Here is a 24,673-nt window from a genome sequence, read left to right as displayed (position 1 = left end):
TATAAGAGAAGTACTAGCAGATAATTATTTTACTAATAAAAAACAGGCACACGATATATTTGTTGATATAACTCAACATGTACCATTAATAACAAGAGATGGCATTAATTTTAAGTGGATTCATAAGTCATTTATGGAGTATTTCACCTCTCAGTATATTTCAACTCATGCAAAGAAAATCGATTTCCTTAAAACTCTTATGAATAAAGAATTGGAGGACTATGCAAATATACTTAAGATATACGTCGATGTAGATAGAAGTACCTTTGATTCTGTTTTCTTAGAACCTCTATTGAGTTCATTTATAGATCATTTTGAAAGAGAGCCGCAAACAGAGCAGATAAAAAAAATGAGATCATTAACTTTTTCAAGACAATATATAGTGACAAAACTCAAGGAAGAACACACCCGCGAAATATTAAAATCCGCAAAATATGAAAAACATCCAGATGATTCTGACGATAAAGAAGCTCAACTGTCATCAGTTTTATTCAATTACATACGTGATAACGCGTTGGATAAGTACAACTTTAAATTAAGTACTATGAGAAGAATACCTAATAAAAAGAATGATTCCATAAATGAATTATCAACAGAACAGTGCATAGTTGGGACAGGAATTTCTTCAAATAGAAACATGAACATTCTTCTTCAAATTTTAAAAGAGAAAAAATATCCTTTTATAAATACACACTTTGAATTTACCAAAAAGGGCGTGGAAAAAATAATAATAAGTGAATCATCTTTCTTTAATAACCTTAATAATAAAGTGGGAAATGATTTATTATGTGATAAAAACACTCTCTTTAAAGATTTAGAATTGAATTTAGAGGAGCTTTATCCCATCATGATTTCAATTAGAGGAGGTTTTGGGTGTATTATAGATTATGATGAAGGCAAACGTTATCTAGAGCAAATGAGAAAGCAAAATGAAGAGGATTTCCAATTATGGAACTAGTTATTGCACATGGCATACACTTATAAATAATGGATTTGTATTGGAAAAGATTATTGAACCACAATCAATACCTACTGGATTAGAGCAAATGCCGAAATTAATTAATGAAAACCGGAGACCGTCTTTTATAAATCAAGAAAATAATTGAAATTAATAACTTGTAGTTTTCACTAACGGGATCAGAGCTGTCTTTAAGGCAGCTTTTTCTTTATGCAACTAACGGGGCAGTTTATAAAAACGAACGACGTGAACCCCCTTGGGCGCCAAGGGGGTTTTTGGTATGAGTATTCATAGATATTTTGGGATCTTGTTGGTTGGTGTAGCGTCAGGATTTTGCTAATTTACTACTTATGAATGCTTAACGTTGTAAATCCGCATTTTCCTGACTGGACCCGAAGTTGAGAATGTAAAGCACACATCAATTGGGTTCTTACTACTCAAAAATAGCGAGATAAGCGAATAAAAAAGCAGTTCCACTGCTATAAAATTGTTGACTGCTATATTGAGTGACAAGTGTTTTTGTTAATTAGAACGTACTTGCTACTTTAACAGCTTTTTCAAGCCCTGCGGCAATAATTTCTTCTGCTTTATCTGAGAATTGGTTGTGACCTTCAATCACTATTTTCTCTATATTTTTTACACCGAAAAAGCCCATCATATTTGCTGCATATTTAACAGCCATTTCCATTTCAGCTGCTGGTCCTTTAGAATACACACCGCCACTTGCATTTAATAATGCAATTTTCTTATTTCCAACAAGACCTACCGGACCTTCTGGCGTATATTTAAATGTTTTGCCTGCACGATTTAAGTAATCAATATATGTGTGTAGTACAGCTGGAATTGTTAAGTTCCATAACGGGAAACCAAATACAACTTTATCAGCTGCAAGGAATTGTTCTAAATATTTATCAGCAACAGCTACTGCTTTTGCTTCCTTTACTGTTAAATCAAGTCCTTTACCAGCCTTAAATGTGCCGTTAATCATATCTACTCCTACATATGGCAATTCTTCATTGTATAAATCAAGCTCTACTACTGTATCATTTTGATGAGATTCTTTATAGCTCGCTAAAAAAGCCTCATATAATTTCACACTAACTGCTTGATTTGCTGGACGATTGTTTGCTTTTACAAATAAAACTGTTGTCATTCTTTTTTCCCCCTGTTACTCACTCTTATGTTGTTATATATTTATTCACTAAAAAGGGAATCCTATTGTCTTTACAATATTTTTTTAAAACTATACTCCATTTCTCCAGCTAGAGCTTCAGGAGTATCACCAGTTTCTCTAAAATCATGCGTATAAATTTGTTCAAACGGACCAAAATTTACTTGCTTATAAAATTCAAAACAAGGGAATCCATCATGTGCTCCTTGAATATCGATACTACCATCTTTTTTGACCTGTACAGTTAATAGGTAGTCAACAGGAGGTGCAAATACATTTAATGGGTTGCTGGCACTTGCACTCATTTGAAATTTAACATCATCAGAACTCCATACAGTATTAGTGCACAAAATACCTTCTGTCCTAGCTTTCCCTGTTCTTTGATTAACAGAACCATCTGGATTTGTAACTCTTTCTGTTGTTATACCAGTGTTCGCATATGAGAAAATTTCCTTCTTATAAAAATCTACAACTACTTCTTGTTCAACTCTAGAACGCATAGTGTTTACTGCATATGGTGTAAATTCACGTGAGTCGCCTTCGAATTGGATTACTTTTCCTGTTTGAATATCCTTCTTAGGTTCAGTCCAAGACATTGGAATAAATACACTTGCTCTAATTTTAACCATGTTAATAATATAGAACCTCCATATTGAATTGATTTTTTTAGCGAATCCCAGTTCTCTATTACAAAAACAATATAGTCAACTTGTTTGACTATAAGGTGTATAGTACAATGGTATTTAAATAAAGTCAACTTAATTGACTTTATTTAAGGAGGTTTTATGTATGAATCATCAAGTATTTAGTGAATTGGACCTTACATCACTTTTGTCATTATCCTTTAGCGCATCTATTAATGAACTGCATGAAGGATTAAGTGAATTGGGATTTGGAGATATCAGACCTGCACATGGCTTTATGTTTAAATGTATCATTCCTAATGGAGCGACAGGTATAGAACTAGCTGAGTATTTAGGAATTACAAAGCAGGCTGTAAGTAAAATGGTAGATTATCTTGAGAAAAGTGGTTATGTTATGCGCCAAACCCATCCCACTGATAAAAGAGGAAAAATTATTGTTTTGACCGAACGAGGTTGGTTAGTAGTGAAAGCAAAAGAGAAGATACTAACTGAGATTGAGGGACGCTGGAGTGAAAACATAGGTACTGAACGAATGCAAATGCTCAAAAAAGATTTATCAAAATTAGTTTTTGAAGAAAATGAAGGTAAATTATCATCGAGCGTAAGACCTATTTGGTAAAAATAGAGATAATAAAGGGGGCTTTCAAGCGTGTTTAATTCGTACTAACAGTGTAGCATTCCTGTAATTATATAAATTAGTAGCAATGTTTGTGAAGAATTGTACTTAAAGTAACGGGTGCGTTCGTATTATAAGGTTAGCCAGTTTTTACTGGTTGACCTTTTTTTAATAGAATCTATTATATCAGTAGCCAGGGTAGGACGTACGGGTGCGTGGGGCTAAACAGTCCGCCCCCTACTTGTAGAAACATGTTTGAGGCTGGTTGGGACGCAGATCTCGTATAACAAGCGAAGCTATGACACTACATGGAGGACTAGGGGTACTGGTTAATAAGTAGAGGAGGTAAAGATAATGAATCCAGTTGTTGGTCTGGATGTGGCAAAAGGAGAGAGTCAAGTTCAGGCATTCTTAGATCAATCTAAACCCTATGGGAAGAGCTTTTCAATGAAGCATATAAAAGAGGAGTTAGAGCATTTTTTAGAATTTCTAAAAGAAATTGAAGGTGTGCCTTTCGGGCGACCGAAAGCTCAAGTAACGGAAGAGTTTAAAGAAGTCTATGATTTATGGAAAGCAGGAGAGATGACAGCTGTTAAAGCCATGTCGGAATCAGGGGTTAAAAAGACGTCTTTTTATAAACTAGTTAAAGAGTATGAAAATGACTTTAAAAAGATTATTTTATAATAGAAGAAAATCGTCAAAAAATTATCCGGCCATCCCTAGATATTTCGCTTCATTATGGATGATACCCATCCTGGGTGAATGAAGCATATACACTTTCAGCCCTCCTTTTAGAATTCGCATGAACATCAAAATAATTAACAACAAAAATCAAAAAGTGTCAAACAACGAAATCTCCAATTTAATGGAGAAGCAAAATAAAGAAGAACCGATTAATACAACATTGGCGGATGCTTTGGAAAACTGAATTCGATAAATAAATGGAACTATTTGCATTCCTCTTTCCATGGAAATTGTCACACAGATTATGTACGCCGAATAAGCGCGTGATGTTCGAGAAAATGGAATAGAAATAAACAAGAGTTGCAGCTTGTTTTACCGAAGCAGCAACTCTTTGTTTTATAAGATGGGATATAGGAAATCCCATACATTTTAACTCATTATTTTAATGGTTGTCCTTCAAATGCGTTAACATTTAAAGGTGAAGAGAGGAATTCTTTAGCTTTACCAACAAACGAGGTGAAGTGCTCACTTGAATTATGGCTTGCAACCGCTAGATGATCTTGCCAAACTTCAACCATTGTAAATTCATTGTCTTTTTCTGTAGCTTTGTGAAGAGTGTAAGAAACATTTCCACTTTCCGCTCTTGAAGCTACGATTAGCGGTTGAATCTCCTCTAGAAATGCATCTTGTTTTGCTGGATTAATATTGAATACGGCATGAATGATAATCATTAAACGTCATCCTCTCTTTTGTTAAGCATTAATAAACTTAATATATAATTATAGTAAAAATAACATACTCGGTTGAAATTTAATGAATTCTTTATTACATTACTTCCATTGTGCGACTTTATCAATTGGAAGACGAACTGATTGATGGCCATTATCTGCTGCTTTACCGATTGAAATTAGCATAACTGGTACGTATCGATCTTTATCTAATCCAAAAGCTTCTGCGATTTGGTCTTTTTCATAGCCACCGATTGGATTTGTATCATAGCCATAAGCACGAGCGGCAAGCATTAGTTGCATGGATACAAGACCACCATCAACTAGAACGACCTCTTTCATTTCTTCACTAGTGATTTTTTCGAAATATCCAGTAAATGAGGCTAATATGTTTTCTTTTACTTCTAAAGGCATAAGCCCTAAATCTACAGCTTTACCGTAGATTTCTTCGCCGTTATCAAAATTGTTCATATCACCAAATACGGCAATTACTGCGGAAGATGTTTCGACTTGATTTTGGTTAAAGCGAGCAAGAGGTGCAAGTGTTGCTTTTCCCTCAGGACTATCAATTACAAGGAAGCGCCATGGTTGCATATTAACTGAAGAAGGAGCAAGTGTCGCTAAGGTAAGTATTTCCTCCATTTCTTCCCTACTGATTTTTACGGATTTGTCGTAATTTTTTATAGAGCGGCGTCCAGTGACAATTTCTTTGAAATCATTTGTTAATTGTGCTGTAGTAGTCATAGTTGCTAGTCTCCTCTTTTTAACTTTAGTAGTTTAATTTATAGTTATTCTCATTTCAAATTGTAACGAATCAAGTGTTAGACTTGGCTTATATTTTTTTGAATGCGTGTCAGCATATCTGTTAACTCTTGACGTTCTTCTTCTTTAAAATCTTTAAGCATCAAAGTGACAAAACGAGCCTTTTCAGCTTGGTAGAGAATAATTTGTTTGCGGCCATGATCTGAAAGACAGACAAGAGTAAATCGATTATCCTCCGGATCTTTGCGTCTTAAAATCATCCCAGTCGCTTCAAGTTGTTTTAAATGCCGGGTAATCGCTGCACCGTCAATGTTAACCTCTTTTTGAAGTGCTGTTTGACTAATTTCATCAACTTGATAAAGCTGATATAAGATATCATGTCTTGATTGACTAATGCCGGTACAACTTTCAAATTTTGAACTTATCTGTTTGTTAAGGCAGTTCATTATATATAAAATAAAAGATTCATTAGAACATGAATTCGTCAAGAAACACCCTCTTTTCATACGTTAGACAAAATGATTGATAGCTCAATAGTTGATGCGTCAATTAATATACTATACCGTAAATAATAAAGCAAGTATTTTAGTACTGCAACTTTTGCTTAAATATGATCTTGACTGATGTGTGGGGTTTATATAAGGCAGATAAGCAAATCCAAGGATATTCTCAACAAACATTAAAAGCCTATTATGTCCAATTTAACTTGTTGGTGAATAGTTTTGGAAATATATCCATTCAAGAACTTTCAACTAATTCTCCTAAAGTTTATCTGGGAAAAGCTTAAGCCATCCAGTCTGGGTCACAGAAATTTATTAAATCTTTATTTAGATGGGCTCAGGATGAAAATTTAATTAATGGAAATCCTGCTTCCAAAATCAAGGAACAGAAATTAGAATTAAAGGTTTCAAAATACTTGTCTAAAGAGGAAATTGAACATTTGCGGGAAGCTTGTCATACAACATTCGAAAATGCTTTATTTGAGTTTATGTATTCAACAGGATGCAGAATTGGTGAAGCAATAACTATAGATAGGACCTCAATCAATTTCTCTAATCAATCAACAATCGTTTTAGGTAAAGGGTGTAAAGAACGAGAAGTATATTTCAATACTCGTTGTGAAATATGGTTGAAGCGATATTTAAGTGAGCGAAAAGATCATGAGGAAGCACTATTTGTGACAACACGCGCCCCCCATCGAATGAGTATTTCTCAAGCGAGAAACGTTATAAAACTGCTAGCAAAGAGAACGGACATTAAAAAGAGCATTCATCCTCATCAGCTTAGACATAGTTACGCCACAAATTTATTGAATAATGGAGCACCTCTGGAAGTGATTCAAAATTTAATTGGCCATGAAAAAAGTGAAACCACAAAAATTTATTGCATATCTGCAATGCGGAGAGACTTTTATAGAAAGTATTTTTAAGGGACTAGGGGTCCTTTTTTTGTTTTTAATAAATTATCGGGGCAGGATAGTTGAAGAGTGCTGTTTGATCTTTATTCAACAATTGGGCCAGTTTGTTGAGGAAGAGCCGCAGCATACAGCTCATGTTGAACAGGCTGGTAGAATAGAGAAGAAATAGACTGATTTTATATGATAGCTATTTTAATATGGCAAATCAAAATTCATGGAAATTTTGATTTGCCATTTCTTTTTAATCAACAAGTAGCCCAGTCAATATAACTCGTAAACCATATAAAAATTGTTGCTCAAAATCCAGACTCATTTCATATTGTTCTCCAAAAATTAATCCAAACTGTTTAGCTTCTTCTGGAGAAAATTGTTCTGAAATATGTTTTGCGCGAATTTCATCGGCAACAAATGATAAAACATAATTATTCATAATATTTGCAGCACTTAGGCAGTTTTTATCAGAAACTCCGTACTCTGTTAATGTAGCTAACATAAATTTTATAGCTTTTATTCTGCTTGGCGTGCTCGGAAAAGATAATGCAAATATGTCTACCGCATCTCTGGTTTTTAATAAAACTCTACGAATTTCTAAAGCAAGGGTTGTTAATGCATCTTTTGCATCATCTATTGTTTCAGGTAATGTTATTTCTTGGTTAATGTCTTCAGCTATTAAACCATATAAATCCTGTTTATCTTTAATGTGCCAATATAAGGATGCTGCCTTAATATTTAATTCCTTTGCTAAAGCACGCATTGATAAATTGCTTATTCCATCACGATTTAGTATATCAAGTGATGCTTTTATAATTGCTTCTTTTGTTATAGCCATAAAATCACTCCAAAAAAATATTTCAAAACAGCATTGACACTAACACTGTTAGATTATAAGCTAACTGTGTTAGATAACTAACGTCGTTAGGTATTTGTAATTATAGGTAATTATTTTATGAAAATCAATGTACTTTGAAGGAGAAGTTTATTTATGATGAAAAATATTAGAAAGAATAAAGATGTTGGTATTTATGGCTTAACAGCAAAATGGTATGATAAAAATTCTCGCAAAAGCAGAATGGTTGAAATGCAAAGATATGCTCATGAAGTTGCATCTCATGTTAGCAAAAATGCAAATATATTGGAAGTTGCACCCGGTCCGGGTTATTTGTCTATTGAACTTGCTAAGAAAGGTTTTAATTTAACAGGAGTCGAGATAAGCCCTGATTTTGTAGAAATTGAAAAATATAATGCAAAAGAAGCAAATGTTTCTGTTGATTTTAAAGAAGGTAATGCTTCAAACCTCCCTTGTGAAGATAAATTTTTCGATTATACTGTGTGCAGTGCTGCATTTAAGAATTTCAAAGATCCTGTAAAGGCACTATGTGAAATGCATAGAGTGCTAAAACAAGGCGGTACATCTCTAATAATCGACATGAATTACGAGGCAACATCTGATGATATTGACATGGAAGTAAGAAAATTAGGAATGAAGGGGTTTGACAAGTATTTTGTGAAATTTGCTTTTAAAACTTTCTTGAAAAAAGGTGCTTACACAAAAGAAGATTTTGAGACATTTTTAAAAGAAACACCTTTTAAAAACTACAAAATAAAAAAAGAAGGCATCTGTTTATATGTTTATCTTTATAAATAAAAAAACAACTAAAGTATGCTTTTTTTGAAGAGTCTGCAGCATGGATATTATAGAACGATCTTCCGCAATCAGGCGCGATTCTATAATGAAATATATAAATTAAAGGTAAATTGGAGAATTTTTATGAAGTTAAATACTTTTTTTGAACCTGTTTCTAATCTTTCAAAAAAGCAAAAAATATTGCGGTTGTTTTTCTTTCTTATTTTATTTACTGATATTATCACTCTTATTCTAAAAATTGATTCAATGTTAGTTCAAAATATAATTGATTCAGTAATGGGATTATGCCTAATTGCTTTCGTCATTGAAATGCAGTTTTTAAAGAAAAAAAATTAACATTTACTAGTTATTAAGCTAACAGGTACGTTAGTTTAGATCAGGGTCTGCCATTTGGTGACCTTTTTACTTAATGAACTAACAGGTGCGTTAGCTGAAGATTGGAGCTGTCTATAAGGCAGCTTTTTCTTATGGAACTAACGGGGCAGGTTAGTTCAACAAAGACTGATATTATATGATTAACATTAAAATACGAAAGGGGCGGACAATGAATGGATAATGATGTTGGACTTGACTTCTTTATTGCAAATACAATAAAAGAAACACGATATTTAGAAAAATCTGTTAAGTTTAATGAAGTGTTGCAGGGTTATCTTCAAATTAAGGAAGAATACGGTAAAAGATATAGAGAAAAGGGACCTTTCGATTTGCTTATAGGATTAGACCAATATGGTGATAAAATATTTTCAACGGAAGAAATAAATCAGTTAGTAAACATTTGTGAGAGTATAGTTATTAAATACAAAACAGAAAATTTATACGGGCAAAAAATAAAACAATTTGCTGAAAAGTTAATAGAACTTTGCAAAGAAGCATTACTGAAAAACAAGTTAATAGTAGCAATTGGTGATTAAAGTATATTAGGATTTAAACCTAAGGCAGTTTGTGTCAACTCTACAAAAAGTCTTAAAGAACTAACGGGTGCGTTAGCTTTAGATCAAGCTGTCTTTAAGGCAGCTTTTTCTTTATGCAACTAACGGGGCAGGATAGTTTGAATAAGATACAAATAATATTGTGGTAAAATATAGATAAAGTGGTTATGAAAAGGGGATATTTAATTGGAATTCTTAGTGTTCATTATGTTCTTTATCATTATTATTCTTCTTTCTCTCTTTATAAATAAATTTCTAGCGAAATGGCTTGGTGTAGAAAAGAAAGAAAAGATATCAGAAACTTCTGGTAAGAATATTGACCGATGGGGAAGAGGTCTAATCCTATTAACTTTTTTATGTACTCTTCCCTATGCAATAGAAGAGGACATAAATGTTGTAAAGTGGTATATGTGCTTTTTTATTGTATCATTTGGTTTTCAGTCGTTTATGGAGTGGAAGTACCTGAAAACCTCAAAACAATATGTCATTACACTTACTTACCTATTGTTAGCTTTAGTTATCATGTATAATGTAGATTATTTTTTTTACCGAATCTTACTATTGTGAAAAAGGGGTTGCTGCGGCAATCCTTTTTCTTATGGCACTATCGGGGCAGTTTAGTTTAACAAGAAATGATAAATAGGACGTGATTAAAACGAATAATAGGTTATTGGAAATATATGTAGAATGGGAAGATAAATTAGACAAGGACGAGTGGTATTTTGATAATTCTTTTCAATCAATTACTAAGGAAATGTCTCCTGAAGAAGCGTTTAACTTTATTCCAAATGTCATTGAGGTGTTATTTGAGTTAGACGATGACTTTTTGGTATGGGAAACCCTTTATTTCTTAATCGAACTGTATATTCTCGCTGATACCACTGAGATACATCCACTCCTCGAAAGTAATTGGTCTGTGTTAACAAATCATATTAAGAAATATGAAGACTCTTATACTACTCCATTTAAGGAACTTAAAAGACATCTTAGAATTACTACATAAACTCTTCCCTTGTTGAACTACGATGAAAATAAGTTTCTTTAAAAATGGAAAAAAGACAATACTTAAGAAGACCCTGCTCAATCGTTTTAAAAAAAGAGGAGAACGTTAATTAATTAGTCTATGGATTAGGGGTTGACTGGATTAAGGTCAGTATCAGTATGGACACTTCCTAACCATTTTCATTCTTTGTGGTGAATCGCCGATTTTGGCGATTCATGGATGGCTACCGGGGCAGGATAATTCAGTAACGTCGCATAAGACATATAGTGAACAAATAAAAAAAGACAGTGTACCACTGCCTCTTTTTGTATGGGTTAAAGAAAACAAAGAATTATTTCATCTTATCTAGTGAAATTATTCTATGTTTTAATTCTGAATTCATATCTAAAACACCTATCACAATTTGATTATCTTCCGTCAATGTTATGTATCTGAAATAATCATCATCAGAAATCAACAAATCGGTGTCATTCGTCGTTTTTTCCATTTTGGCAAATACATCTACTGTGTACTCAAGGTGAAAAAAATCATCCAATCCCTTGCTTGAGCTACCTACCCAGGTATACAGAAAATCTTTCAGTGTGATTTGTTCAATCACCGATAATTGTTTCCTGAATTTTAACTTATCTACTGTTACGCTTATCATCTTTCTTCACTCCTTAACGAGTCTTAATTATATACATTGAAGTCTCCTCCAACAATGCTATTTGTGTAACAATCCGTTTACAGTTAAGTTACTATACTAACGGGGCAGCATTCCTGTAATGAATGAAAGTAAGTTTTGAGTACATCTTTCTTATTAAACAAAAACAGCTAAGTTTGTGATTTTATACACTTAAACTAACGGGTGCTTTAGCTGAAAATCAGAGCTGTCATAAGACAGCTTTTTCTTTATGGAACTAACGGGGCAGGTTAGCATTCCTGTAGTTCGTTATTTTTCAGCTTTGAAAAAAATAGGGCTCCTCAGTAAGATATGAGTAAGAAACCACTCTAACTCAAAACCTTAGGAGGAACCCTAATATGAAGTTTAAAATGCAAGATAAACAAAATCAACTAATAGAAAGAATTTCCGATAATCACCTTGTTGTTGGAGTGGATATTGCCCAACAATTACATGTGGCTAGAGCAGTGAATTTCCGTGGAATTGTAGTCGGAGATCCACTTGCATTTGAAAATAATGAAGATGGATTTGCTAGTTTATTAAAATGGATAGATAAGCTTCAAAGATTAAATAAACTGGAGGCAGCCATCGTGGGAATGGAACCTACAGGCCATTACTGGATTAATCTTTCAAAATGGCTATTTAAACAAGGAATTGAGGTAGTAACAGTAAACCCTCACTTAGTAAAAAGGAATAAAGAAAACCGTGATAATACTCAGTCCAAAAGTGATAAGAAAGATGCCCTGGTCATCGCTGATATGGTGAAGAACGGTTACTACGCCTTTGTCAGGAACACTTCAGAATCATTTGAAATACTTAGGGTCCTTATGTCTAACCGTGATGTGGTAGTTAAACGACTCGTTAGCACTATTAATCAATTAAACCGTTGGGTGGATATTGTCTTTCCCGAACTCAGGCAAGTATTTAAAGACATTACTGGTAAAGGGGCGATCGCCACACTTCGTTTATTTCCATCTCCAATGGAACTGCGTTCCCTGAAATCTCATGATGTTGTTTCAGGATGGAAATCAATAATGAAGAGGCAGCCTGGATTAAAGAAAGCTCAATTACTTCTTCAGTTAGCTAGGAAATCTGTCGTCACAAGACAAGCACTTGAAGCGTATAAATTTCATTTGGAACAATTATTAGAGGAGTATGATCTCGCTGTCTTACAACTCGAAAGAGTGGAACAAGAGGTTAAGGATGTATTAAAACAAATACCTTTTGCCAAGAAGCTTCTTGCCATTAAGGGAATTAGTGAAATTTCATTAGCCGGAATATTAGGTGAAGCAGGAGATCTAAGTGGTTTTTCACACGGTAATTCTTTACTTCGGCACGCTGGGTTGCATCTGGCTGAAGCAAGCTCTGGAATGTGGAAAGGCCAAATTGTCATCTCTAAGCGAGGGCGATCCAGGCTAAGGCGTTTCCTTTACTTAGCCACCATGAGCCTTGTGATGAATAACACGGAATTTCGAGGCATTCACTCCCATAATGTTAAGGTGAAAAAAATGAAGAAAATGAAATCGATTATGAAATTGGTAGGTAAGCTAGCCAGGATATTTGTTGGAATAGCACGCAGAAACGAGTCTTATTGTGCAGATAAAGTTCAACCTATAACTGAACTGGTTGCGTAGTTTTAAAGGGGGATTTTTTAATAGGGTTCTCGAAGGGAACCTTCAAAAACTAATTTTCATAGACTTTTTCTTTTTACGAATGTTGGCTTATTCGTAGGATTTCAAATATGTACGGAGTACCAGATTTCTTGAACAAAAGGGCACCGACCCATCATCAGGTTAGCATAACTGGCCTTCACCCCTTGGATAGGCATGACGAAGGAATGATAGGGCAATTGACCCGTTGAGACATGGGAGGGAAAGCCTCCAGGGGCGGCGTGGAGAATGTACATTATATGGTAAAATGTGGAGTCTTGTACAACTCCTTTATTTCACTATGCCTTCACGAAATCTTCATGTCCTGAAATCACTCCCTTTACCCGTGAACTTAAATTCAAAGGTGATGAAATCCTGCGAATAAGCGAGTATTTGTGAGAAAATCGTATTAAACTGAGGGAGTTCCATAAGCGTAGTGTATTCGTACGGCGTAGTTCGATATTTACACAAACACACTTATTTTTGTTAAAATTAGGTAGTGTTAAATTATCATTAAGGGCACAAATTTTTATAATCTAATTCATTAAGGGGCAATTGTTGTGCAAAAAATACCAGGACTTATATCCATTCTAATCCCGTCTGTTTTAACATTATTGATCATTAACTTTTTATTTGATATCGTATCCTTGAAAATTCAAGGAATGCCACTCGTATTTCCGTTTATACTGTGTCCAATAGGAGCTATATTGGGATCCGTAGGCTATAAAATGAATCGCGATAAACTTTCGTTAGTTGGAATAATTTTTAACATCATTTTATTTCTGTTCCCAATCTTATATAACATCGTCGCTATACTTACACAAGGTCCATAATCTTTAATACAAAAGGGTTGGATTTTTCCAATCCTCCTTTTTAAGAGACTTATAGAACTAACGGGTGCTTTAGCTTAAGATCGGAGCTGTCTTTAAGGCAGCTTTTTCTTTATGCAACTATCAGGGCAGGTTAGTTCAACATGCGCAGTGTAATCGAACTATGATGAACCCTTAAAGGGATTTTTTGAAACTTGTTGAATTTCTTTAGGTAAGATTCAATGAAAGGTGGAAAACAATGAAAATGGCCAGTTCTCCGATTAATAGTAAAATAAACAATGTTTTTATCCATGTTAAAGATTTAAAAAAATCAGTTGAATGGTATTGCAATCTCCTTGGCATCTCTCAGAATAATGACTCTGTAAAATCACCTGTTTACAATATTCCTGTAACAAGTGAAACTGGATTAACTTTAGATGACCATACTTTTGATCCGAATTTTATATTTAAGCCAACCAATAATGTCTTATTTAATTTCTACGCAAAAGATATAGACAAAGCTCACCAATTCATCAAGAGTAATAACATATCCATTGTCAAAGAAATAGAGCGAATTGGAGATTTTGCATATTTTAACTTTCAAGACCCAGATGGTAATGTACTTATGATTTGTAATGGTTAATTTTCTTAGGGAGTAGTCGGCTACACTACTTCCTTTTAACTTCGCAGTTTGCGTCAACTCTACAACAAGGCTTAAGAAACTAACGGGTGCGTTAGCTGAAGATCGGAGCTGTCTTTAAGGCAGCTTTTTCTTTATGGAACTAACGGGGCAGGATAGTTCAACAAGGGTAATTCATAATTTGTATAGAATATGTAGTGTAGGTTCATTTGAAGGGAATGAGGTGGCTATCATAAAGAAAATTCTTAGTATATTGTTTTTGTCTATATTGTTTATTGGTATAGTTGCTTGTAACAAAGATGTGGTCAAAGAAAACGGTGAAGAAAAAGAAGGAAAATCCGTTAAAGAGGAAAATGTGGTCAAAGTAGAAGAGGCAGAAAAATTATTTAAAGATTATAGTACAGATCTATATACGGTTAAATATCCATCCAATCCCCCGAAATTTGATGAAATCGCTGAAAAGATTAAAGGATATTTAACCGAAGATCAATATAATGCTGAAATCGCTAACGTTGCCTGTATGAATAAGTTCTTCATTGGATTTACGCTCTATTAAAGAGAAAAGAAACGTTCCTAGATTTAGCCTAATTAACGGTTTTGTGAAACAGAGAAAAATCCTTCCAAAAGGGTTTTGGAGGGGTATTTGGCGTGGCCAAAAATGGTATATCATAAGGGAAATGAAAATTTTAGAGAAAGATATTGACATCCTATTAGCTGGTTTAGTTCAAGAAGGAGTATAAAAAAAGCCTGTATCAATGATTACTCGGTAATCTAAGATACAGGCTTTATATTTAGGCAATTAATTGTTCTTATATATATTTAAAGAATATAGGCTTTTCAACTGGATAATTGGAAAGTAACAACCAGAAGTATCACCAGCCTACATCCTTAATCGGGATGTAGTCTTTATTTGTACTTTGTAATTCTAACACAACTACACAATTGTACAATTACACAAATTCATATTTTCTTCTTTATATTATAGATAGTCATTCTTATTACCTGTTTTTTCAATTATATTTTTCACTGACTCATTTTCATTGAGCAAACGGATTATTTCATTGGAACTACTTGTCTAATTATTTGAATAATCTGAAAACTTTTGGTATAATAGAAAAAAGGTTAAGGAGTTGGTTTCCTATGGAAAAGAATTTGGCTAATACACCACCACAACCTGAAATAAACGTCAAGGATTCTGAATTTGCTGAAATGGTGATAAACAAAGCCCTTCTTGATTTCCGAAAAGAGCAAATCCGAAAAGAGATTGACCAGTCATTACAGGATCAAAACAAAGAAGAATTCCTACGATTAACAGAGGAATTGAAAAATATTTCTTGAAATGTTGTTTATAAAATGAACTTAACATATTTGTAACTTTAAGAAGTACGCCAAAACGCCAATCCCATATCTATAAGGGATTGGCGTTTATTTGATTTTTATCGATTAAGCACGATATTATAAATAAATTATTATTTGTTCCAAAACTCGTCCTTTTCTGAACACACCACTGTTCGATTTGTAAAGGACGTTTTTTATTGCCTTTAGCGTAACAAAACTTTGTTCAATATTCTACGTTCAATAACCTATCTATTTTTATCTTCTGTTACAATAAATATAAAAGGGAAAATAAGAAAGAGTGATTTGAGTGTTAATTGGATATACACGTGTGTCGACGGGATTACAAAATTTACATTTACAGATGGACTTACGCAATATGGCTGTTCCAAAATTTTTCATGATAAAATGAGTGGGGCAAAAAGACAGCGTCCTGGTTTAGAGGAAGCACTTCAGTATGCACGTGAAGGCGATACGATTGTAGTTTGGCGATAGGATCGATTAGGACGCAATATGCAAGATTTAATTCAAATTGTGAATAGCTTAAATGAACGTGGTGTGGGCTTCCACAGTCTACAAGAAAATTTAACAATGGAAAAAAGCAATGCCACTGGCCAATTGATGTTTCATTTGTTTGCGGAATTTGAACGTAATTTAATTGAGGAACGTTCGGCTGCCGGACTAGCTGCAGCTAGAGCACGTGGTCGTCTTGGTGGACGTCCTGAAAAATTTGGACCGAAAGATATTGAAATGATGAAGTCCCTAATTGAAAATGGTACACCGATTAAAGACGTCGCAGAAAGTTGGGGCGTATCTCGAACAACGATTTATCGATATTTAGAAAAGCAGTAATAATGAAGAAACCCTGCTAATCTTCTCTTATGAAGGTAGCTGGGTTTTAAAGTTGCATGTGCAAAATGGCACTTAAAATAAGTGCAAATTATCGCCTAAAGTGGCATCCTTTCAATCTACTTATCTCACTAATAGTTCCTTTTCCTCCATCACTTTTTTCTCTTATTATCTTGTACCGGATAGGTCAATGGGACTTCTGTTCATAGAAAAAGCTGACTGTTGAAAGTCAGCTTTTTCCTAATTTGGCCGTTGATAAGTAATTAAAAAATTACCGCTAAAATAAAAAAAACGATCATCAATAATTGAAGTAATACTTTGGCTAAACTGCCGCCTAAAAAACCGATTATAGTAGCAAACCCAACTTTAGTAGCCTTCTTTATATCTTTTTGAATGATTAATTCCGAAACGAGGACTGCTAAAAATGGTACGAGAATTATTCCAAAAGGAGGGAAGACAAATGAACCAACAATCGTGGCAATAGCTGCTATTGTCTCGGATTTTTTTGACCCCCCATACTTTTTGACGAAATAACTATTTGCGATAATGTCTGCCGCGATTAATACACCGCTCAACACAACCATACTGATCCAGAACCATAAGGATAACTCATCAGAATCAATGAGGAATTGATAAACTGCAAATCCTCCCCAAATGGCAACAACCGAGGGAATAATAGGATAGACAATTCCTACAAAACTTAAAGCAAATAAGACGATCGTTAATCCCCACCATAAAATATCCAATAAAACTCCACCTTTTCATACTTACTTATCATATATCTACTAAATTATATTTCTATTTAGGGACAAAAACCATTTATTCTTTTTTTGTATATAAAAAGAAGCAGACTTAATACTTCAACTTCAACCTTTTTTAAACAAAAGCACTTACCAGTTTTAATGAAACAAAATTGACAGGGAAGGGGTTGTGGGTTCGAATCCCTCAAAGGTCATCAACTAACAAAGGCTCAAATCCTTGATATAACAAGGATTTGGGTCTTTGTTTGTTTTTAAAGATATAGTTCATTATGTATTATTTACTCAATTGGTGGCGGATAGAGAAGGATTAAAACGTATTACAGGACAATTATTTGTAATAATTAATATTTCAAGGAACTGTAGGTAAAGCCTTTTGCTTATTCAGCTCACGATGGATGTTAAAAATAAGACCGTATTTTTGGCTTTTCTAAGGTACATAATCATATTCTTCGGTAAAATCCACTTTAGAATAATGTGTTGGATTACCTTTACTACCAAATACCATGCACGGGAATACTTCTTGGAAGCTCTGAACATGACGCATGAAGACTATGCAAAATATTGGCAAACGATGAAAGACTTCAGAGATAAATTTTCAGCTCACAGAGAGAGTGGTTACAACGAACCTGTCCCCTACTTTGATATTGCGCATAATGTAGCACTTCATTACGTTTCTTGGCTTGAAAAGTATAATACAATGATGGTAGAACAATATCAAGAAGAATTACAACCAATGATAGTAAGCTTTAAAGTGCAATAAATAGAAGGAGGAAAGTATGGAAGAGTAATTAAAAGCAAATTCCTTTCCTATTAGGGGTTCTATTAGGGGATTAATCACACTTCTCGTAGGACTTACCCTCCACTTCAGTATTATATAGTAAATATTTCCTTTATTTTTAACTGTGTGATTTTAATATCTCAACAGTTTATTATATTGATAAAGGAAGAATAACTTAATCTACAACTATAATGAAGTAAGTCTTTAAAAGGGAAGTGATAGTTAAATGCTTTATATAAGCGATATCGAAAAGATAATTAATAACACATTAAATGAGCACAATTTGGATATTATTTATGAATTCGACAATAATCTAAGTGCACCTATGAGTTATAACGTATCGACCAATACTATAAAATTCAATTACCTTCAAGTTAACGGTTATAAAGGGAAAATTAGAATTAAAGAGACAGAGGAAGACTTTGTTAAAATTATTCTTTATCGTATGATTGGTTATTATTTAGATTTTAAGAAAAACAAACATGATTTAAGGATTTTAATGTATGGTCACGAAGAAGAAAAAGAAAAGCTAAAATCTGAAATAGAAACTAATGCTTGGGATTATGGGAGAACATTAATACCTGAACAACTATTGGAGTCATATGATAAAGTTCGTGAATTAGATAAAATGCTAATAAATTAACTTTGAGAAAGGTGATTTTTTTGTATGTTGTTGGGTAGGGGGAAGAAGCTGAAAAGCGAGATGGTGAGATAACCTACCCAAATCAATAACTTTGATAGTGACGAGATTAAAATTCCCGAAAAAACGTTAGTTAGATTTGAAAAATGAATTTCGCTTCTTCTACTAATAGGTTTGTATACTGTACCTTTTGCGACATTAAAAATCTCCTGATATCATCATCTGTCCATTGACAATCAGGCAACAAGAGTAAGAGTGAGAGTAAAACGGTAAAAGTTAGTTAGGTTTTAGATTTGGATAGTATTTGAGCATCCAATTAAGATGTTTTACTTTTGAGTTAATACTTGCATGAGTATTAACTCTCTTTTTTGTTCTGTTTTAACTAGAAATCGAGTAATGCTATCTTGGTTGTGTCTTCAGTTTCTAGTCTTCATTCTATTATTTAAATAACATTGGAGGATATATTAAAAAAAACTAATTATGGTAAAATGTAGATAGATTATTAAATAAGTAGAAGTAGATTGGAGAATGGAATAAATGAAATCAATCTTTTTAAGGGCAGGATTATTAACGTGTTTATTACTCGGTTTGGATTATGAAGAAACCTCCGCCGCGTCAGATTGGGCATCCAATTGCTCAAAGTTTGACGTAATTGAGCAAAATGACAATCCCGATTTTCAGCATATTAACTGCTTACTGACGAATGCAGCTTTGGATGCAGAAATCCCTCCAGAAGTTGTTAAAGCTGTGGCTAGAAAAGAAAGTGATTTTTTACAATTCATAGAGGACAAGCCTAATATCACTTCTGATGGTGGAATCGGTATTATGCAGGTTACAGATATACCACAGGGGTACGCCGATGAAGAGAAATTAATATATAAAGAGAAATTAAAATACGATATTACCTTCAATATTGAAGAGGGCGTAAAAATCCTTAGTAAAAAGTTCGATTACGGACGACTTCCAAAAATACAAGGTGCAGGAAGACAGGAAATAGAAAATTGGTATTTCCCTATAATGGCGTACAATGGAACAAAGTCTATTAATGGTCCTGTATACCAGAGCGATGGGACGAAAAATACAAAAGCTTATCAAGAAATAGTCTTTTCGTATATTGAAAATGACAGTTTCTTAGGAGATACAAAATTAGCACAATTTCCTTTTAAGAAAGAGCACTTCTCATACGACACTAAAACCAACAATATTAATTTTTTAGAGGATACCTTCACACTAGCGGACCCATTGCATACTTCTGTCTATTTTGTAAAAAACGGGGACGATATAGTTGTAACAGGAGGGAATGGGAATTTAAGAAAACATCCTACTAAATCCGGGGACGAAAATAATCTAGCTCCCAAAAATGCTATATTGGAAATAACAGGAGAATTTACATATGACAAAGGATTAGGAAGTGTAAATCAATTTGTCTGGTTCCCTGTTAAAACGAAAGATGGAAAGTCAACTGGTTTCATTTCCTCTGCTTATTTTAAAAAGCTAGATTCGTCTTGGACACCACCTGTAGATAATGCAGCTCCTACAATACCAAGTGTGAATGAAGTAACGGATAAAACGACGAATGTCACAGGAAAAGCCGAAGCGGGGTCAACCCTTACAGTTAAAGCAGGGACGAAAGGAATTGGAACAGCGAAAGCAAGTACCGTAGGCACATATACGGTTTCCATTCCAAAACAAAAAGCCGGAACAAAAATAACTGTAACAGCAACAGACGATGCCGGAAATACAAGTGCGGCAAAAGAGATAACGGTTAAAGATGTTACAGCACCGTCCACTCCAACTGTGAATGCCGTCTATGATAATGCGATGGTTATTACGGGTAAAGCTGAAACCAATGCAAAAGTATATGCGATGGTGGGAAGCAATAAAATCGGGGAAGCAACAGCGAAAAACAGTGCTTATTCCATGAAGATTGCTAAACAAAAAGCTGGTACGTCTATTCTTATTTATGCGGTTGATGTAGCAAAAAATAAGAGCGCAAGTAAATCGGTTAAAGTAATCGATAAAACAGCTCCATCTGCTCCAAGTGTCAATACCGTCTATGATTCTTCGACTTCTATTACTGGTAAAGCCGAAACCAATGCAAAAGTATATGCATGGGTGGGAAGTAAGAAAATCGGAGAATCCACATCAAAAAGCGGTTCGTATACCATGAAGATTTCGAAGCAAAAAGCAGGAACTTCTATTGCCGTTTATGCCTTAGATGCTTCAGAAAATAAGAGCGCCAGCAAAACAGTTAAGGTAATAGACAAAACAGCTCCACCGATCCCAACGGTTAATAAAATAACTAGTAAGACCGTAACGGTTACTGGTAAGAGTGAAAAAGGCGCATCCATTTATATTTACAATGGAAGCAAGAAAATCGGACAAGGTGTAGTAGATAGCCGAGGAAATTATAAAGTGAAAATCAAGGCACAAAAGAAGGGTTCTACTATAAAGGTATACGCACAAGATAAATCAGGCAACAAGAGTAAAAGTAAAACAATGAAGGTAAGCTAATATTAACCAAAGACAATATCAAAAGCGGTAATACTTTTCCAAGTATTACCGTTCTTCTTTTTGTATATTCTATTAAACAATAATGTTGGTGCACTAGATTATTAGAACAGATTCAACGCTTAATACAAAAAAGAGCTGCTGCATATAAAATCATTCATCTGTAAGGATATATAAATTAGAACGACGTCTATTCCTCCATTTGGTAGACGATACTTTTTATTATTTCCTTTGCCTAAAAAGCGGGTCCCATATGTTGTGACCAAACCATATCGCCATCGATTTTCTTTTCCATTTTCTGAACCAAATATCGTTTTTCTTGAAATGTCTACGTTTACATTAAATACATCCATCAAACAATCTACCGGCTACGATTTAAAGTCTGCAAAGCTTTCTTGAAGAATAGCTTTGCAGACTTGTGGTTACTTGTTTTGCTTAGGTGAAAATCGATGGTATTGCCTTTCGAATCGACAGCACGTTAAGGTACATCCATTGACTTATTACTTTGATATATGTTTAATCGACTCTCCAATAGTCATTGGTTTGCTTGAGATGACGACGGATTCGTTTGTCAGGATGATCATGTTTCCATTTAAATAAATTTCGCTTTTCCATACTGATCACGCACCTTTTTTAGAGTAATAGTATCAGTATGTCCAAGATTTAGAGATTACTTGCAATAATCTTGAAGTTTTCGTACCAGAACCATTTTAGCTACAAGGGAGCTGTCTCATCCGTGAACTAGCCTACTTTTCGGACAGCCTCTTTTTGTGTGCTATTTTTTCGTACTAGCCAAATACATTAGCATGTGGAATTTTTCGTCTATTACATGATAATCAAAAAAAGGTCCTGGATCTGTACAGAAACCGATATTTTCACTTTGCGTAATTTGAAATCCGTTGACTGATATATTTTCTTCTATGTATTTTGGATATAAAATATGCTCTTGGGAATTTGGATATAAGGCTGAAATATTTTTCAAGGATTTGGCCGAGCTATCATAATAGGAGTACCCGCCGACAATTGTTGAACTGCTATGGAAATAGTTTTTTAGAACATGAATTGGGAACTGCGGATTGAGCAGTGAAAAATCATTTGCTGTAAAACTATCCACAAAAACATCGATGCTAAGCGGTTTCAATGGAAGATTTAAATCAGAATTCAAAATATAAAGGACATTTGGCTTCGGATTCATACGCTCAATTCTTTTTCTAACCTTCTTGAGCATCGCAAGCGAATAGCCACTGAATACATAGGATGCGCTCGTTTCAAGAACATCGATATATTTGGGTAGTGACACAAAAGCGTCAACGTTTGTTTCCACGATTAACTTGTTTTTTAAATCTACATTTTGTAGAACTTTTTGAAACCAAAAATTACTTTTTTCAAATAAGTTAATCATTTTGGGATTGATCTCTTTAATCGTTTCTTTATCGTAAAAATAAGATGGATAAGGAGACGTCTCGTACAAGTTCGCGGTAATGATAATACCTTCCTCGATAGCTGCCTCGTATCCACAGGTACAAGTTAAACTCCCGGTTTGAATGTAGACTTTTTTAATCGTTATATCTTTCATTTCAAGTGGAATGTGGCACTTCGGACAATAGAGCAGATTTACAAAGGAAAGTGGGATCCCTGTAAAATTCTCTTCTTTGGATGAAGGTGAGCTGGTTTGAACCGCCTTTTCAATCAATTGGATAGCTTTTGAAATGTCTTCTTTTTTCTTGGTCAGCGAGTTTTTTTTATCAATGAGTAAGTTGTTGTAGTAGTCGATATCCTCATGGTCCGAGAAGTTTGTGACACGCCGATACGATAAAATTTGTTGAATTTCTAGCAGTGTAAACTGAAATTTTTTCAGCTCAGTAATAAAAGCCATGTCGTCAAGACACAATTGGTTCATTTGATACTGGGTGTTTTTTTTGTCTGGTATTAATAATCCCTGTTCAATGTAATAACGAACGGTATCGGTCGTAACATGAAAAAGCTTTGCAAATGTACCAATTTTCATAGATGCCCCCAATGAAGAAAGTGGAGTTACTCCACTTTTTTACGAAAATGAATTCAAAAAACTCTCAAATGGCTATTGACATGGAGGAAACTCCAAGTCATATGATGGATTCAAGAAGTGTGAATATTGTGAATAAAATTCGACTGTATTATAGCATACATGTCACAAAAGGAGAAGAACTAGCTATGGATAAGATGGATCGAATGGATGCTCTCTCACTGTGGGCAGCGACTGCAAACAGCTATGAAAAAGAAAAGCTTCTTGAAGGAAATGAAGAGGCGGATGTTGTCATTATTGGCGCAGGTTTCACAGGTCTTTCTTCTGCTTATCATTTGCAAAAATTAGGGAAGAGTGTCATTGTCCTTGAGCAAGAAACGATCGGATATGGCGCCAGCGGTCGTAACGGCGGGATGGTATTGCCAGGCTATAAGCCAACGGTGCAGGAGCTTGCCAAAAAGTATGGTGTCGACGAGGCGAGACAGCTTAACGATCTCTCCCTGTTTAGTGTTGAACTGGTTAAAAAAATCATTGACGAGCATCAAATCAACTGTAACTTTAGAAAGACAGGTCACATTGTGGCGGCTTACAAAGTCAAGCATTTTGAAGGGTTGAAACATGAAAGCGAATACTTAAACAAAAATTTCGGGTACGAATCAAGCGTGCTTGATCGAAGTCAGTTGCATCAAGAGATCGATTCCCCACTTTATTATGGCTGCTTAGTCGACAACTCGAGTTACTCGTTCCAGCCACTGAACTATGCAATTGGTTTGGGAGAAGCAGCTAAATCGATTGGTGCAAAAATCTTTGAGCATTCGAAAGCACTATCTATTGAGTACGGTCAAAACAGTGTGAAAGTTGTAACAGAAAAAGGTGCTGTTACTGCGAAAGACATTATTGTCGCTACAGATGGTTACTCCGGAAAAATCATGAATGAACTGAACAAAGGCGTACTGCCAATATCGGCACGTATTATTGCTACTGAACAGCTTCCAGAATCACTGGTGAGTACCGTCATTCCTAAAGATCGCATGGTTTTTGATACAAGCAATTTCCTTTACTATTTCCGACGTACACCAGATAATCGGATCGTATTTGGCGGTGGCGATATTCGTCCAAACTTAGGCGATACCGTTTATCAAAGTGTTTACGATGCCATGGTTAAAATAATGCCAAAACTAGCAGGAAGCAAGATTGATTTCCGTTGGGGTGGTTTTATCGGGGTTACAATTGATACGTTCCCGGTTATCGGCAGATCCAAAGAAGGAGCATATTTCGCAACGGGTTATACGGGCCACGGCGCTTCCCTCTCGACATTGTTTGGTAAGTTATTGGCACAATGGATCGTTACGGGGAGTGCAGGTGGATATCGATTTGAAAAGGAACGCCTCAAATCATTCCCGTTCTATAATCAGAAAACTATGCTGGTAAATCTAGCACATATTGGTTTCAAACTGAAAGATATTATTGCGTAAAGG

General features: G+C 34.6%; 30 protein-coding genes and 3 pseudogenes. 22 read left to right on the top strand and 11 right to left on the bottom strand.

The annotated features are described in order from the left end of the window. Positions 1–199 precede the first annotated feature (199 nt). The gene (locus QUF94_RS16635) at positions 200–958 is read left to right on the top strand and encodes a hypothetical protein (RefSeq protein WP_289316829.1); all 759 of its coding nucleotides are present in this window, start codon (positions 200–202) and stop codon (positions 956–958) included. A gap of 526 nt (positions 959–1,484) precedes the next feature. Here QUF94_RS16635 and QUF94_RS16630 read toward each other — a convergent pair. Beyond that, positions 1,485–2,111, bottom strand: a complete 627-nt coding sequence (locus QUF94_RS16630) for an FMN-dependent NADH-azoreductase (RefSeq protein WP_289316828.1) — start codon at positions 2,109–2,111, stop codon at positions 1,485–1,487. Positions 2,112–2,182: 71 nt separating this feature from the next. Continuing rightward, on the bottom strand, positions 2,183–2,767 hold the full coding sequence (locus tag QUF94_RS16625; RefSeq protein WP_289318412.1) for a DUF3238 domain-containing protein: 585 nt from the start codon (positions 2,765–2,767) through the stop codon (positions 2,183–2,185). A gap of 151 nt (positions 2,768–2,918) precedes the next feature. Between QUF94_RS16625 and QUF94_RS16620 the strand changes: the two genes are divergently transcribed. The 3 genes and pseudogenes from QUF94_RS16620 (at position 2,919) to QUF94_RS16610 (ending at position 4,317) form a co-directional block, all read left to right on the top strand. Then, positions 2,919–3,392, top strand: coding sequence for a MarR family winged helix-turn-helix transcriptional regulator (locus QUF94_RS16620; protein ID WP_289316827.1), 474 nt, complete (start codon positions 2,919–2,921; stop codon positions 3,390–3,392). A 351-nt stretch (positions 3,393–3,743) separates the two neighbouring features. Continuing rightward, positions 3,744–3,893, top strand: a pseudogene (locus QUF94_RS16615) (IS110 family transposase); the annotation flags it as partial. Between the two features lie 298 nt (positions 3,894–4,191). Next, positions 4,192–4,317, top strand: coding sequence for a hypothetical protein (locus QUF94_RS16610; protein WP_289316826.1), 126 nt, complete (start codon positions 4,192–4,194; stop codon positions 4,315–4,317). A gap of 193 nt (positions 4,318–4,510) precedes the next feature. On the opposite strand, the gene QUF94_RS16605 is transcribed toward QUF94_RS16610, so the two are convergent. The 3 genes from QUF94_RS16605 to QUF94_RS16595 form a co-directional block, all read right to left on the bottom strand. Continuing rightward, positions 4,511–4,804 (bottom strand): putative quinol monooxygenase, encoded by a 294-nt coding sequence (locus QUF94_RS16605; protein ID WP_056529674.1) that lies wholly within the window; start codon positions 4,802–4,804, stop codon positions 4,511–4,513. A gap of 99 nt (positions 4,805–4,903) precedes the next feature. Next, complete coding sequence (locus QUF94_RS16600; protein ID WP_289316825.1) at positions 4,904–5,545, bottom strand: nitroreductase family protein; 642 nt, start codon at positions 5,543–5,545, stop codon at positions 4,904–4,906. Between the two features lie 77 nt (positions 5,546–5,622). Next, on the bottom strand, positions 5,623–6,051 hold the full coding sequence (locus QUF94_RS16595) for a MarR family winged helix-turn-helix transcriptional regulator (RefSeq protein WP_056529680.1): 429 nt from the start codon (positions 6,049–6,051) through the stop codon (positions 5,623–5,625). A 128-nt stretch (positions 6,052–6,179) separates the two neighbouring features. On the opposite strand from QUF94_RS16595, the gene QUF94_RS16590 reads away from it, so the two are divergent. From QUF94_RS16590 to QUF94_RS16580, 3 genes are all read left to right on the top strand, one after another. After that, positions 6,180–6,350, top strand: coding sequence for a hypothetical protein (locus QUF94_RS16590; protein ID WP_289316824.1), 171 nt, complete (start codon positions 6,180–6,182; stop codon positions 6,348–6,350). Positions 6,351–6,479: 129 nt separating this feature from the next. Next, complete coding sequence (locus tag QUF94_RS16585) at positions 6,480–6,992, top strand: tyrosine-type recombinase/integrase (RefSeq protein WP_289316823.1); 513 nt, start codon at positions 6,480–6,482, stop codon at positions 6,990–6,992. Positions 6,993–7,011: 19 nt separating this feature from the next. After that, positions 7,012–7,149 carry a hypothetical protein gene (locus QUF94_RS16580; protein ID WP_289316822.1) on the top strand — a complete coding sequence of 46 codons (138 nt, stop codon included), beginning with the start codon at positions 7,012–7,014 and terminating at the stop codon, positions 7,147–7,149. Between the two features lie 72 nt (positions 7,150–7,221). Here QUF94_RS16580 and QUF94_RS16575 read toward each other — a convergent pair whose 3' ends face one another. Next, positions 7,222–7,809, bottom strand: a complete 588-nt coding sequence (locus QUF94_RS16575; RefSeq protein ID WP_289316821.1) for a TetR/AcrR family transcriptional regulator C-terminal domain-containing protein — start codon at positions 7,807–7,809, stop codon at positions 7,222–7,224. A 153-nt stretch (positions 7,810–7,962) separates the two neighbouring features. Between QUF94_RS16575 and QUF94_RS16570 the strand changes: the two genes are divergently transcribed. The 5 genes from QUF94_RS16570 to QUF94_RS16550 all read left to right on the top strand — a co-directional run bounded on the left by QUF94_RS16570 (position 7,963) and on the right by QUF94_RS16550 (position 10,557). Then, positions 7,963–8,625, top strand: a complete 663-nt coding sequence (locus tag QUF94_RS16570) for a class I SAM-dependent methyltransferase (protein ID WP_289316820.1) — start codon at positions 7,963–7,965, stop codon at positions 8,623–8,625. A 123-nt stretch (positions 8,626–8,748) separates the two neighbouring features. Further along, entirely contained in the window at positions 8,749–8,961 is a 213-nt protein-coding gene (locus tag QUF94_RS16565; protein WP_289316819.1) for a hypothetical protein, read from the top strand. Positions 8,962–9,173: 212 nt separating this feature from the next. Then, on the top strand, positions 9,174–9,536 hold the full coding sequence (locus tag QUF94_RS16560; RefSeq protein ID WP_289316818.1) for a hypothetical protein: 363 nt from the start codon (positions 9,174–9,176) through the stop codon (positions 9,534–9,536). 225 nt (positions 9,537–9,761) lie between these two features. Next, the gene (locus tag QUF94_RS16555; protein ID WP_289318411.1) at positions 9,762–10,121 is read left to right on the top strand and encodes a DUF4181 domain-containing protein; all 360 of its coding nucleotides are present in this window, start codon (positions 9,762–9,764) and stop codon (positions 10,119–10,121) included. A gap of 79 nt (positions 10,122–10,200) precedes the next feature. Next, complete coding sequence (locus QUF94_RS16550) at positions 10,201–10,557, top strand: ABC transporter (RefSeq protein WP_289316817.1); 357 nt, start codon at positions 10,201–10,203, stop codon at positions 10,555–10,557. Positions 10,558–10,888: 331 nt separating this feature from the next. Here QUF94_RS16550 and QUF94_RS16545 read toward each other — a convergent pair whose 3' ends face one another. Further along, positions 10,889–11,203, bottom strand: a complete 315-nt coding sequence (locus tag QUF94_RS16545) for a hypothetical protein (RefSeq protein ID WP_289316816.1) — start codon at positions 11,201–11,203, stop codon at positions 10,889–10,891. Between the two features lie 374 nt (positions 11,204–11,577). Between QUF94_RS16545 and QUF94_RS16540 the strand changes: the two genes are divergently transcribed. The 6 genes and pseudogenes from QUF94_RS16540 to QUF94_RS16515 all read left to right on the top strand — a co-directional run bounded on the left by QUF94_RS16540 (position 11,578) and on the right by QUF94_RS16515 (position 16,503). Further along, positions 11,578–12,852, top strand: coding sequence for an IS110 family RNA-guided transposase (locus QUF94_RS16540; protein WP_289316815.1), 1,275 nt, complete (start codon positions 11,578–11,580; stop codon positions 12,850–12,852). Positions 12,853–13,427: 575 nt separating this feature from the next. Then, positions 13,428–13,700, top strand: coding sequence for a hypothetical protein (locus QUF94_RS16535; protein WP_289316814.1), 273 nt, complete (start codon positions 13,428–13,430; stop codon positions 13,698–13,700). 235 nt (positions 13,701–13,935) lie between these two features. Next, positions 13,936–14,319: a VOC family protein gene (locus QUF94_RS16530; RefSeq protein ID WP_098177408.1), complete on the top strand. Its 384-nt coding sequence runs from the start codon at positions 13,936–13,938 to the stop codon at positions 14,317–14,319. Between the two features lie 133 nt (positions 14,320–14,452). After that, complete coding sequence (locus QUF94_RS16525; RefSeq protein ID WP_289316813.1) at positions 14,453–14,872, top strand: hypothetical protein; 420 nt, start codon at positions 14,453–14,455, stop codon at positions 14,870–14,872. Positions 14,873–15,456: 584 nt separating this feature from the next. After that, positions 15,457–15,654 carry an IDEAL domain-containing protein gene (locus QUF94_RS16520; protein ID WP_289316812.1) on the top strand — a complete coding sequence of 66 codons (198 nt, stop codon included), beginning with the start codon at positions 15,457–15,459 and terminating at the stop codon, positions 15,652–15,654. 307 nt (positions 15,655–15,961) lie between these two features. After that, a pseudogene (locus QUF94_RS16515) lies at positions 15,962–16,503 on the top strand (recombinase family protein). A 260-nt stretch (positions 16,504–16,763) separates the two neighbouring features. Here the strand turns inward: QUF94_RS16515 and QUF94_RS16510 are convergent. Beyond that, positions 16,764–17,246, bottom strand: a complete 483-nt coding sequence (locus QUF94_RS16510; protein WP_289316811.1) for a DUF456 domain-containing protein — start codon at positions 17,244–17,246, stop codon at positions 16,764–16,766. A gap of 550 nt (positions 17,247–17,796) precedes the next feature. On the opposite strand from QUF94_RS16510, the gene QUF94_RS16505 reads away from it, so the two are divergent. From QUF94_RS16505 to QUF94_RS16495, 3 genes are all read left to right on the top strand, one after another. After that, a complete protein-coding gene (locus tag QUF94_RS16505; RefSeq protein WP_289316810.1) occupies positions 17,797–18,021 on the top strand; it encodes a hypothetical protein in 225 nt (74 codons plus the stop codon). A gap of 343 nt (positions 18,022–18,364) precedes the next feature. After that, positions 18,365–18,682, top strand: a complete 318-nt coding sequence (locus QUF94_RS16500) for a hypothetical protein (protein WP_353957793.1) — start codon at positions 18,365–18,367, stop codon at positions 18,680–18,682. 534 nt (positions 18,683–19,216) lie between these two features. After that, positions 19,217–21,193, top strand: a complete 1,977-nt coding sequence (locus QUF94_RS16495) for an Ig-like domain-containing protein (protein ID WP_289316809.1) — start codon at positions 19,217–19,219, stop codon at positions 21,191–21,193. A 119-nt stretch (positions 21,194–21,312) separates the two neighbouring features. Here the strand turns inward: QUF94_RS16495 and QUF94_RS16490 are convergent, their stop codons facing one another. From QUF94_RS16490 to QUF94_RS16480, 3 genes and pseudogenes are all read right to left on the bottom strand, one after another. Then, complete coding sequence (locus tag QUF94_RS16490; protein ID WP_289316808.1) at positions 21,313–21,543, bottom strand: hypothetical protein; 231 nt, start codon at positions 21,541–21,543, stop codon at positions 21,313–21,315. 11 nt (positions 21,544–21,554) lie between these two features. Beyond that, a pseudogene (locus QUF94_RS16485) lies at positions 21,555–21,805 on the bottom strand (DDE-type integrase/transposase/recombinase); the annotation flags it as partial. 160 nt (positions 21,806–21,965) lie between these two features. Then, on the bottom strand, positions 21,966–23,198 hold the full coding sequence (locus QUF94_RS16480; protein ID WP_289316807.1) for a MerR family transcriptional regulator: 1,233 nt from the start codon (positions 23,196–23,198) through the stop codon (positions 21,966–21,968). Positions 23,199–23,383: 185 nt separating this feature from the next. On the opposite strand from QUF94_RS16480, the gene QUF94_RS16475 reads away from it, so the two are divergent. Further along, the gene (locus QUF94_RS16475) at positions 23,384–24,670 is read left to right on the top strand and encodes an NAD(P)/FAD-dependent oxidoreductase (RefSeq protein ID WP_141993366.1); all 1,287 of its coding nucleotides are present in this window, start codon (positions 23,384–23,386) and stop codon (positions 24,668–24,670) included. Positions 24,671–24,673 lie beyond the last annotated feature (3 nt).

This window comes from Peribacillus sp. NJ4 (genome assembly GCF_030348345.1).
Taxonomy (GTDB): domain Bacteria; phylum Bacillota; class Bacilli; order Bacillales; family DSM-1321; genus Peribacillus.
The sequence above is the reverse complement of the archived record's forward strand: the minus strand, read 5'-3'. Positions and strand labels throughout refer to the sequence as shown.

Bases quoted from the DNA above. Each gene is read 5' to 3' on its own strand.
- QUF94_RS16500 (WP_353957793.1), top strand. From the start codon at position 18,365: ATGAGTTATAACGTATCGACCAATACTATAAAATTCAATTACCTTCAA.
- QUF94_RS16505 (WP_289316810.1), top strand. From the start codon at position 17,797: ATGACGCATGAAGACTATGCAAAATATTGGCAAACGATGAAAGACTTC.
- QUF94_RS16630 (WP_289316828.1), bottom strand. From the start codon at position 2,111: ATGACAACAGTTTTATTTGTAAAAGCAAACAATCGTCCAGCAAATCAA.
- QUF94_RS16555 (WP_289318411.1), top strand. From the start codon at position 9,762: ATGTTCTTTATCATTATTATTCTTCTTTCTCTCTTTATAAATAAATTT.
- QUF94_RS16565 (WP_289316819.1), top strand. From the start codon at position 8,749: ATGAAGTTAAATACTTTTTTTGAACCTGTTTCTAATCTTTCAAAAAAG.
- QUF94_RS16600 (WP_289316825.1), bottom strand. From the start codon at position 5,545: ATGACTACTACAGCACAATTAACAAATGATTTCAAAGAAATTGTCACT.
- QUF94_RS16520 (WP_289316812.1), top strand. From the start codon at position 15,457: ATGGAAAAGAATTTGGCTAATACACCACCACAACCTGAAATAAACGTC.
- QUF94_RS16525 (WP_289316813.1), top strand. From the start codon at position 14,453: ATGGAACTAACGGGGCAGGATAGTTCAACAAGGGTAATTCATAATTTG.
- QUF94_RS16570 (WP_289316820.1), top strand. From the start codon at position 7,963: ATGATGAAAAATATTAGAAAGAATAAAGATGTTGGTATTTATGGCTTA.
- QUF94_RS16610 (WP_289316826.1), top strand. From the start codon at position 4,192: ATGAACATCAAAATAATTAACAACAAAAATCAAAAAGTGTCAAACAAC.
- QUF94_RS16540 (WP_289316815.1), top strand. From the start codon at position 11,578: ATGAAGTTTAAAATGCAAGATAAACAAAATCAACTAATAGAAAGAATT.
- QUF94_RS16475 (WP_141993366.1), top strand. From the start codon at position 23,384: ATGGATAAGATGGATCGAATGGATGCTCTCTCACTGTGGGCAGCGACT.
- QUF94_RS16620 (WP_289316827.1), top strand. From the start codon at position 2,919: ATGAATCATCAAGTATTTAGTGAATTGGACCTTACATCACTTTTGTCA.
- QUF94_RS16530 (WP_098177408.1), top strand. From the start codon at position 13,936: ATGAAAATGGCCAGTTCTCCGATTAATAGTAAAATAAACAATGTTTTT.
- QUF94_RS16495 (WP_289316809.1), top strand. From the start codon at position 19,217: ATGAAATCAATCTTTTTAAGGGCAGGATTATTAACGTGTTTATTACTC.
- QUF94_RS16560 (WP_289316818.1), top strand. From the start codon at position 9,174: ATGGATAATGATGTTGGACTTGACTTCTTTATTGCAAATACAATAAAA.
- QUF94_RS16575 (WP_289316821.1), bottom strand. From the start codon at position 7,809: ATGGCTATAACAAAAGAAGCAATTATAAAAGCATCACTTGATATACTA.
- QUF94_RS16480 (WP_289316807.1), bottom strand. From the start codon at position 23,198: ATGAAAATTGGTACATTTGCAAAGCTTTTTCATGTTACGACCGATACC.
- QUF94_RS16635 (WP_289316829.1), top strand. From the start codon at position 200: ATGAATAAAGAATTGGAGGACTATGCAAATATACTTAAGATATACGTC.
- QUF94_RS16490 (WP_289316808.1), bottom strand. From the start codon at position 21,543: ATGGATGTATTTAATGTAAACGTAGACATTTCAAGAAAAACGATATTT.
- QUF94_RS16545 (WP_289316816.1), bottom strand. From the start codon at position 11,203: ATGATAAGCGTAACAGTAGATAAGTTAAAATTCAGGAAACAATTATCG.
- QUF94_RS16605 (WP_056529674.1), bottom strand. From the start codon at position 4,804: ATGATTATCATTCATGCCGTATTCAATATTAATCCAGCAAAACAAGAT.